The sequence below is a fragment of the Tolypothrix sp. FACHB-123 genome, assembly GCF_014697075.1.
Lineage (GTDB): Bacteria > Cyanobacteriota > Cyanobacteriia > Cyanobacteriales > Nostocaceae > Aulosira.
In genome coordinates this window covers 1-7,272 of record NZ_JACJRE010000120.1, presented here as the reverse complement: position 1 = coordinate 7,272, position 7,272 = coordinate 1, and the positions used below count along the sequence as shown (strand labels likewise).

Genomic DNA, 7,272 nt, shown 5'->3' with positions numbered 1-7,272 from the left:
ATTCGCTCAACAATCAATGTATTCATCCTGAAAATCATTGAACTGACTCATCTACCAGTGCATTATTTGCCTTCACTTTAAATTAAGATGCGTTTGCCCTGGGAGACTACCCTAAAGCCATTGACTACTATCAACAAAGCTTGGCTCTAGCACGCTCTATTCAAGACCGTGAGGGTGAGGGTAATTCACTGGGAGGTCTTGGTGTTGCCTACCATTCCTTGGGAGACTACCCTAAAGCTATTGACTACCAACAACAATCGTTAGCGATCGCACGCTCTATTCAAGACCGTCAAGGTGAGGGGAAAGCACTGGGAAATCTCGGTGCTGCCTACATTTCCTTGGGAGACTACAAACAAGCGATTGACTATCTACAACAACGGTTGGCTCTAGCACGCTCTATTCAAGACCGTCAAGGTGAGGGGAAAGCACTAGGAAATCTCGGTCTTGCTTACCTTTCTTTGGGAGACAACAAACAAGCTATTAACTACCTACAACAAGTATTGGCTCTAGCACGCTCTATTCAAGACCGTCAAAGTGAGGGTCAAACACTAAACAATCTAGGATTTGCTTACTACAAACAAGGCAATCTCACTTTAGCAGAGAGTACCCTGATTGCAGGCATTAAAGTTTACGAATCTCTCCGAGGTCGAGACTTAAAGGATAATGAGAAAGTCTCAATTTTTGAAACGCAAAGGAGTATATATCGCCTTTTACAACAAGTCCTCATTGCCCAAAATAAAACTGATGCTGCTTTAGAAATATCAGAACGGGGACGGGGACGGGCTTTTGTGGAGTTACTTGCTTTGAGGTTATCTGCTAACCCCACAGAACAATTCCCCACCCCACCAAATATTGCCGAGATTAAACAAACTGCCAAATCACAAAATTCTACTCTCGTGCAATATTCAATTATTTATAATGATTTTACAGTTCAGGGTAAACAAGAATTTAAAGAATCAGAACTCTACATTTGGGTAATCAAACCCACAGGTGAAGTTACCTTCCGCAAAGCTGACCTTAAACCTTTATGGCAAAAAGAGAATACAACTTTAGATGAATTAGTCACCAACAGCCGCGAGTCAATCGGCGTTAGAGGTCGTGGCGGTATTGACCTAAGTTACAACCCCAATCCCACCAAAGTAAAACAACGCTTTCAAAAGCTGCACGAATTACTAATTAATCCCATCGCCGACCTTCTTCCCAAAAACCATGATGAGCGAGTTACATTTATACCGCAATCATCTTTATTCCTCGTTCCCTTCGCCGCGTTACAAGATGAGCAAGGTAAATATCTAATTGAAAAACATACAATTCTTACAGCGCCGGCAATTCAAGTTTTAGATTTAACTCGCAAACAACGGCAGAAAGTTTCTGGTAATCAAGTCTTAGTCATGGGCAATCCTACCATGCCCAGTGTTGCTCCCAAAATTGGCGAAGCACCACAACAATTAACTCCGTTACCGGGTGCAGAAAAAGAAGCTAAAGAAATCGCACAACTGTTAAATATCAAAGCGATTACAGGTAAAGAAGCAACCAAAGCCGCTTTTATTCAAAGATTACCCCAAGCACGATTTATTCACCTTGCTACTCACGGCCTACTTGATGATTTTAAAGGTTTAGGTGTCCCCGGTGCTGTCGCTCTCGCCCCGGATGGTAAGGATGATGGATTGCTAACTGCGAATGAAATTTTAGATTTAAAAATCAACGCCGAATTAGTTGTTTTAAGTGCTTGCGATACTGGGCAAGGAAAGCTCACAGGTGATGGTGTAATTGGGTTATCTCGCGCTTTAATTTCTGTGGGTGCGCCGAGTGTGATTGTTACATTATGGTCAATTCCCGATAGTCCTTCGGCATTATTGATGGGGGAATTTTATCGTCAGTTACAGAAGAATCCTGATAAAGCACAGGCGTTGCGTCAAGCGATGTTGGTGACCATGAAACAGCATCCTAATCCAAGTAACTGGGCTGCATTTACTCTGATTGGGGAGGCGAAGTAATCAGGACGGGAGTACATCAAAAGTGGAGCAGATTGTAGCGGTATCTCTGCAACCATAGCATTAAGTTTCCCAAGGTTGGGAATGATGTTCTTCGATTTTTATCTAAATAGTTGATTCCCTTCCCGCCAGGAAAATAAAAATCTGGCAGATTCTTTAACACTACCCAATTCTGGAGAAGCCTTTTTTTGACACAGTTTCAATCAACCTCATGGGCAAGTAAATCCTGTTAATCGGTGTATCAAAAAAAGTTTAAGCTATTTGGTACTGTATTTGGTAACGTAGCCATAAGGGTTTCAGCCGTCGCATAGCGGCTCGTGTCACGCTTGCTACTTGTGCCCCAGTTTCTCCTGCCATTTTTGGCTAACTTGGGGGTTTTGCAGTACCATTTTATGTTCACTTGAACATAAGCGATCATCCGTTCACATGAATACACGAATATAAAAGGACTTCAGGCTTTTAGTGACTTTTATTAAGAGTGTGTTCGCTCCTTGAGCTTAGTAAATTTGAAGCTAATAACAGTTCTGGGTAAACCTCAATCAGCCAATTTTTGTGTGGTTTACTATGCGATCGCAACCATCGTGCTTAAAATTCCACCTTTACGTAGAGTCGGAAATTGTGATTTGAACCATGTCTTGACCAAACGGTCACGACATACTTCATAACCCCATAGGGACAACATATAGTTCAAAGCTATAAATGGAGTTGAAAAACCTCAAAATTTAAGTACAGCAAGCAATAGGGCTTTTGTGGTTCATTTGTATGCAATGCAGCGAACAGAGCTTTTAAAACTGAGTCCAAATGCGCTGTGCGATCGCAGCCATGTTCAAGTGAACATAGAGATTTTTTAGTGACAAATTGTTTGTTAACAGCCCTTTCCAGAAACACCTCAGCCGTGAACAAACCTTTGGGGAACGCAACTCAGTGAGATTGAGCTAAAGGCGTAGTGCGCTCGCGGATTAAGCCTAAAACCGAAATTTATTCCAAAAACTCAAAACGGCTTTTTTGATTTTTCATGTTCAACTGAACATGACAGCAAGCATCAATGAACAAAACGAGAAACTTACACAACAACCGCTATTCAACCCAAAACTAAAAAATTAGCTTCTCTACACATTGCAACTAGGTGGAAGAAATACCATAAAGTATAACGTGTGACATAGAGCTTGGACAAAACAAAGTTGTATTTATGCAGTGGTTATTTTTGCTGCCGAGCTAAATAGGCATCTCGCTCATCCTTAGTTTTAAAGTATGGTACCCAACTCTGAGTATTCTGATCCAGAACTTTTTTAGTGATATCTGACCAAGATTTGTTACCGAATTCGCGGATGCTTGGTTTCTCAATCTCTCGGTTTATAGGACGTTGCATCTCATCTTCACAGATAACAGCGCCCAAATCAAAACGCCATTTACTTCTGTATCGCAAAAAACCTAAAAAAACTGCATTATAAATTTTAACGACATTAGATCCTAAGTGTTCAGGTAATAAGTCACATTTTTCTCGCTCGTTTAGTTCCTCTTCTAAGACTTCATAGGTAAGTAGTAAACGCCTATAGTTAATTTGTCTGAAACGTGGGATTTTTCTTGTTTGGTACTCTCCTGGGTTAAAATCAAACAGTAAAAGATAATTTCTACAAAATTCTCGAACTCCATAATAACTACGTTTAGCGCAGGAAATGCCCCAGTACTTCTTCAAATATTCAACAGCATAAGTACTAGGAAAAGCATTTTCTAAATTCCCCTGATCTGCAATGGCAATCATCTCAGATAAACGTTCAGAATCTATTTCATACTTGTGCTCTTGTGTAGCACTATCTTTTTGGGAGTTTTTTTTGATTGCTTTCCAATCTTTAGCTGTAAGGTAAATATACATATTCAAGCATCCCATCAATCGCAGAATGCGACGCTCATTCAATTTGCGGGCTTTAATGAATTCTCGAATTTGTGTTTTTTGTCTGTTAGCCTCAGAAACTGTTGAGACGATGGGTGCCGGACTAAATACAGGGCGTACCTCCGCAGGCGGCTCATTAAAAATATATTTTTTACCTTTGTGCTTAATTATTTTATGTAAAGCATTAAATTCATTGTAGAGTTCGTATTCTGGTAGAGCAGAGTTAAGTTCGTCAAAAACCATAACAAAATAAAAATAATAGAATTATTGCTTGTTTTAACATCCAGTGTTGGGTGCTTTCTCATCTGCATATTATTTAGTAGCACACTTAATACATAATATCTACTTTATAAAAGTAAAATAAATAAAATTTAATAAATTATTAACAATTAAAAAATCTATTACGTATTAAGTGTGCTGGTAAATTATGAATGGTCACAATTACCCAGACACTGACCAAGTTGACGGTATTAGGAGTTAAGTTTGTCCGAATACGGGGCAAAAGTAGCGAGCCTGTCATGAGCCGCCACGTATGTCACTTAAAGGAAAAGATGTCCGGAATTAAAGGATAAAGTGGCCGCCCTAAAAGCCTGCAATGCTTATTTTTGCGTCGCCCTACTTTCGCCATACTTTACAAGCGATCGCATTCAATCTTTTCAAATACTCTTCCACCTTAGGTTCTGTTCTGCGGCCACTTTTTGCTTTAAAAACGGTCACTTTATCCTTTAAGTGACATACGTGGCGGCAATCTTATAGGTTAACCGACAGCGATCGCTGGGGTCATAGTACCAAATTTGGCACTATCGGTCTTTGTGTATCATTTGCATCATCCGTTTTTGGCATCATGGATATTGATTCTGTATCTGCGTAATTTGCATCATTCATGTTTTGCACTACAGGTAAGTCTTTCAGCAGTAATGCGCCAACTTTCATGGAATCAAGGCGATCGCATTGGAACCAAAATGTACGCGCTCCAACTGATTCCTATGATAACGATAAAATTTCTACCTTCTTCAATACCTAATTGTCACGTCCGAATTCAGGCTTTGAGCGTATTTTCCTGTGATAAAGATTGTTATCACAGGAATATTGGGCTTAACGTACATTCCTGTTCCATTGCTAACAGAACCCTTATGAACCTTAACAGTAATAACCCACCAACAACCTCCATTCCTTGAAAAGCAGACTCTAACAGAAGTGCGGTTAATTAATTGTATTCCTAAACTCAAATTAGGGCTGGTAAGGATTTTAGAAAATTTCTTGGTTTACTGAGAAAATCGGATTTTAGATTCTTTGCTCGATTTATTCGGAGGCAACTCTTGGGAATGCTATGCGAACAGACCTTAAAAAATTTTGTTTGAGTGAATTACCAACCCTATTTTCCAAAATTTAAAATCTCAAATACGGTGATGCCATCAACCAAGTGTCGTAAATGGGACAGTTCATTCCGATGCCTCACTAACGACCAAAATTTTTTCGTTACTTAAACCAAGCCTATTTGCCTTTTACGGGTTTATTCAGTTAGGCGCAAGATGTGAGCTAAGTCTTATCAATAAAGCAGTCAAATTTTTGATTTTCCTAAGCTCCATGAATATGGTGTTTTCTCATGAATCATTTAGGATTACTATAGCAACACTGAAGCTAGCAATAAAGTTCTCTTCGTCGAAGCGAGCGCCACTTGGAGAAGCCGCATTAGTGAAGCCATTTGTATAGTAAATTATTGTATCCCCTGGCTCTAATTGTGCCTGAGTGTCTTCGTATTGGCTATTGGCATTTAAACCGATTGCAATTCCCATTGCAGAGCTATTATGCATAGATAGACTTGTGCAAGTTTAATTAATACTATAAGCTTAACAAGCTACTAATTTTCTTCGTCAATTTCTAGCTTTTTTAATTTTATTAGCTCTGTTCTTGCCCATCGCTCAATAAACTCAGAAGGAGAAAAATTTTGCAATTTAGCTGCATCTTTAATTAGTTGTTTAGCTGTCGGTGTTAATTTAATATTAAAGCTTTCTTTTACTTCGTCATAAAGAATTGGCTTACCTCTCCTTCTAGCCGTACCCTTCAAATGGCCCTTTGGCATTTGATACTTTTTAACTTTTTTAGATTGTCGTACCATAAATACTTACTGTAAAGCTAGCCATAATTATACAGAACTCATAAAGCTCTACAAAACAAGAGTTTAGTTTAGATTCCTAAACTAAATTAACATCCCAAACATTTAGCGCTTTAAAATTAAAAAAAAATTGAAAGTTATAAAGCTGAAATTCCTGTCAAATATAAGTTTAGTTTATGCGCTTATTATGCGCTTAATGTGATGGTGATTTATTTGTATCACCAATTTTGGATTATATATATCACCTTAAATTTCAAAAGTCTTGTAATTACTAATTTTTTAAGTAATTAGTATATATTTACTTATTGAAACCCATATCGAAGGATTAAAGTTCTAAGTTAAAAGATGATATAATCTAATTAGAGCTAATATAGATTTTACTTATATCTAGTTTAAGCGCATAATCTAAATTAGCTTTTAAGCCATTTGATTTCTATATCACTCCCATGAACTCAAAAACAATTTTTGATATCTACTCTGAATTTCAAGCACATAATACTAAATCCAATAAGTTAATTTTAAGAAGTGTAATGCATAGATTTATTGCTGAACACTGGGGAGGTAAATTTCCATCAGGAAGTAAGGCAACAAACGATGAAGTATTTAGCTTTTTAGAAATTATAAAAAAAATACCTGCTGCTAAACTTGAAGGAACTATGGAAGTTTTAGAGCAGGAGTTCGCAAAACAAGGAATTGATAAAGGGAACAGTAAATCATATAAATCAGCATACAAGGCGTTCTTAAACTGGGCAGAGAACAATAACTATTTGTCTTCAAATGTAGAAGAAATAGAAGCGAATAGTCAAGTTCAGTTGTTTAAACGTAATCCAAAAGGAAGCGGAACTAAAGCAAAACATTCTTATAATAGACCGTATAAGAATCCATACGCTTTGATGGCTGTTTATGGTCGAGGAAAAAGTCGAGGCGAATTAATTTATAAGAGTGATTATATCAATGATAAATTACAGGAAGAACTAAATTTATTTGAAAAGTTTAGAAAGGAAAAATATAGTTGTACTAAAGCAACGGTTACAACAGAAATTATTTATATTAAACGAATTTTAGGCTGGTTGCATAGATATAAGGATTTATCTTTAGAAAGTTTAAGTTTAACTTCAATTATTACATTCGTAAAGTTAAATATACCTCGTGATAAGTTTAGGGATAAGCCATCGGTGAGAGGTTAAGGTAATTGCACTTTTGTCAAGAGGGTGCAGGGAAAGGGGACAAATCCATCTTGGAGACTGGCTTTCGGAGATATTTAACCACGC

At 37.7% G+C, this 7,272-nt stretch carries 4 protein-coding genes and 2 pseudogenes; 2 read left to right on the top strand and 4 right to left on the bottom strand.

Annotated elements, in window-relative coordinates; genetic code table 11:
• Window positions 1–98: 98 nt before the first annotated feature.
• Window positions 99–1,997, top strand: a pseudogene (locus H6G41_RS33670) (CHAT domain-containing protein); the annotation flags it as partial.
• 1,195 nt (window positions 1,998–3,192) lie between these two features.
• On the opposite strand, the gene H6G41_RS33665 reads toward H6G41_RS33670, so the two are convergent.
• The 4 genes and pseudogenes from H6G41_RS33665 to H6G41_RS33650 all read right to left on the bottom strand — a co-directional run bounded on the left by H6G41_RS33665 (window position 3,193) and on the right by H6G41_RS33650 (window position 6,004).
• On the bottom strand, window positions 3,193–4,128 hold the full coding sequence (locus tag H6G41_RS33665; RefSeq protein ID WP_190752687.1) for a hypothetical protein: 936 nt from the start codon (window positions 4,126–4,128) through the stop codon (window positions 3,193–3,195).
• A 537-nt stretch (window positions 4,129–4,665) separates the two neighbouring features.
• The gene (locus H6G41_RS34860) at window positions 4,666–4,818 is read right to left on the bottom strand and encodes a hypothetical protein (RefSeq protein WP_206756970.1); all 153 of its coding nucleotides are present in this window, start codon (window positions 4,816–4,818) and stop codon (window positions 4,666–4,668) included.
• 695 nt (window positions 4,819–5,513) lie between these two features.
• Window positions 5,514–5,681: pseudogene (locus H6G41_RS33655) on the bottom strand (SpoIIE family protein phosphatase); the annotation flags it as partial.
• Window positions 5,682–5,746: 65 nt separating this feature from the next.
• Entirely contained in the window at window positions 5,747–6,004 is a 258-nt protein-coding gene (locus H6G41_RS33650; RefSeq protein ID WP_190752681.1) for a hypothetical protein, read from the bottom strand.
• 443 nt (window positions 6,005–6,447) lie between these two features.
• Between H6G41_RS33650 and H6G41_RS33645 the strand changes: the two genes are divergently transcribed.
• Complete coding sequence (locus tag H6G41_RS33645; protein ID WP_190752680.1) at window positions 6,448–7,188, top strand: hypothetical protein; 741 nt, start codon at window positions 6,448–6,450, stop codon at window positions 7,186–7,188.
• The last annotated feature ends 84 nt before the right edge of the window (window positions 7,189–7,272 follow it).

What these genes read in the sequence shown, in the direction of transcription:
- H6G41_RS33665 (WP_190752687.1), bottom strand. Translation starts at nt 4,128, where the DNA reads ATGGTTTTTGACGAACTTAACTCTGCTCTACCAGAATACGAACTCTAC.
- H6G41_RS33645 (WP_190752680.1), top strand. Translation starts at nt 6,448, where the DNA reads ATGAACTCAAAAACAATTTTTGATATCTACTCTGAATTTCAAGCACAT.
- H6G41_RS33650 (WP_190752681.1), bottom strand. Translation starts at nt 6,004, where the DNA reads ATGGTACGACAATCTAAAAAAGTTAAAAAGTATCAAATGCCAAAGGGC.
- H6G41_RS34860 (WP_206756970.1), bottom strand. Translation starts at nt 4,818, where the DNA reads ATGAAAGTTGGCGCATTACTGCTGAAAGACTTACCTGTAGTGCAAAAC.